Source organism: Streptomyces niveiscabiei (genome assembly GCF_001419795.1).
Taxonomy (GTDB): Bacteria; Actinomycetota; Actinomycetes; order Streptomycetales; family Streptomycetaceae; genus Streptomyces; species Streptomyces niveiscabiei.
The window spans coordinates 1-1,943 of the sequence record NZ_LIRL01000779.1 but is presented as its reverse complement, the minus strand read 5'-3'; the positions used below and the strand labels follow the sequence as shown (position 1 = coordinate 1,943).

Here is a 1,943-nt window from a genome sequence, read left to right as displayed (position 1 = left end):
AGCGGAGATGGCGCAGCCATTGATCCGCTGGCCGCACCACGTCCAACCCGTCATCGATGACCGTCCAGTACCGCGTTCCGGACGGCATCCGAACCGGGAAAGCCCTCACTTTTCACCTCTTGCTCTGAGACCTATGCAACGACCGGCCACAGAGCGACACCCCCTGAGAACCGACCTCCGGCTCCCAACGAGAGGGTCTCCAACAACGTCACGCCACAGGTTCGGAACCCCCAGAGAATCTCCGTGGTGTCGGGAGAGGAAAGAGGGCTTCTGCGCGGCGCCTCGAACCATGACGGCTCGTCAGGTCCGAGGTACGCCGACGTCATGTCCTGGTCAGTGTGGTGGGCGGGACCGGCGTGACGGGAGTGACTTCGGTGCCGCGTCATACGTCCGTAAGAACTCGCACCCTGTCCGCAGGCGTATCCGCCGCCCGGTCCCGTCAGGTGTGCGTGACCAGGTAGGCGGGGCCCTCGCCGCGNNCGCGGCGAGGCGGGCGTAGGCGCGCGGGTCCATCAGTTCCTGCCAGGTCGCGAGGTCGTGGACGGCCCACATGTCGTGCTCGGCGGGGTCGATGCGGATCCGGTCGAGTTGGCCGGCGGTGAGCCGTCCTCCGTCGAAGACGAACCCCACCTTGTTCAGCGGCTGGTGGGGTCCGGCGTGCAGGAAGTGCGTCAGGATCAACTTCGGCCCGTCCACACCGAGTTCGAGGCCCGTCTCCTCGACCGCCTCGCGCCGGGCCGTCCGGAACGGGTCCTCGCCCACGGCGTCGAGGTTGCCGCCCGGGAACTGCCAGGGCCGTGAGCCGTAGACCGAGCGCAACTGGATCGGCCGGTCGTGTTCGTCGCGGATGAACAGGCAGCCGTACACCGTGTGGTGAGGGACGGTCCGCGCGTAGTCGCTGGGCGTCATCGGCAGGGGGCGGCCGGGCCGGGCAGGGCGGTGGTCGAAGGCGAGAGCGAGGACNNGTCGATGCGTCCGGTGTCCTCCGAGCTGAGCAGGTCCTCGAAGGAGGGGTACGGAGTGATCCGCCGCACGGTGACGTCGAGTTCCCGCCCGGTGTCGCGGTCGTGGAAGACGACCGTGTCCCCGGCCGCGACAGCGCGCTTCTGGGGAGTCGCCACCCTCACCTCGATGGTCTTGCGGCCCGCTTCCACTTGGCGGTAGTAGCGCCCGAGCAGGTGCATGTGGTGCTCCCGGGGTTGACCTCCGGTCACCGGAGCCGGGACGGCCGGGACCTTCTGCCGGGTGTCGTCAGGCACGTGTGTCTCCGTTCGATGCGGTCTGTCCGTCGCGGCCTCGGAACTGCCCCCGGGCGGGGGAGTGGTGGCCGCGTTCGTGTGGGTCGCAGCTTGTCGCGCAGGGAGCTTGATGCCGTCGGCCTCTTTTTCCTGCGGTATCAAGTGGCGGGAGAGGAACCGGACGTCGTAGTTCTGGTTGCCGGGTTCGCCTGGGCCCGGGTGGATGCCGGTGCCGAACGGCTGCCGTATCACCGGCGGTTCGACTTCGCGGGGGAGGCCCGGCGGGTGCTGCTCAGCGGCATGCCCTCCGCCGGGATCTCCTCGACGGCGGACGGGCGAGGGGCGGGCAGGCCCCACCGCTCGCGGGCTGTCCGCGCCGCGAGGCGGGCCTGGCGTGCTCCGGGCGGGCCCCAACCCAGCAGGGCGGCTGCCTGGGCGGGGGTGGTGAGCAGGCGGGCGAAGGGGCGGCCGGTGGCGGGGTCGAGGGTTGCCGGTCCGACGGAGGTGACCCGGGCGGCCAGGCGGAGCCGGGCGTTGGGGCCGACGCCGCCGTAGACCTCGCCGGTCTCGTCGAGGACCCAGCCCAGCCGCACCGGGTCGGCCAGGGTGAGCTGGGCCTCCTCGGCGGCTTCGCGGTGGAGGGTGTCCTCGGGCGTCGCGTCGGTGCTCTCCACGGTGCCGCCGGGCAGCATCGGCAGCGCGCCG

2 protein-coding genes and 1 pseudogene are annotated in these 1,943 nt (G+C 71.1%); all 3 read right to left on the bottom strand.

What is annotated here, in order from left to right; all coding sequences use genetic code 11:
- Positions 1-480: 480 nt before the first annotated feature.
- Positions 481-909 (bottom strand): NUDIX domain-containing protein (locus AOK24_RS51465; RefSeq protein ID WP_240554248.1); only part of this gene is annotated, 429 nt, incomplete at its 3' end.
- Between the two features lie 56 nt (positions 910-965).
- Positions 966-1,259, bottom strand: a pseudogene (locus AOK24_RS51460) (ASCH domain-containing protein); the annotation flags it as partial.
- Positions 1,260-1,486: 227 nt separating this feature from the next.
- On the bottom strand, positions 1,487-1,943 hold a 457-nt coding region (locus AOK24_RS33415), incomplete at its 5' end, for an NUDIX domain-containing protein (protein WP_159052066.1).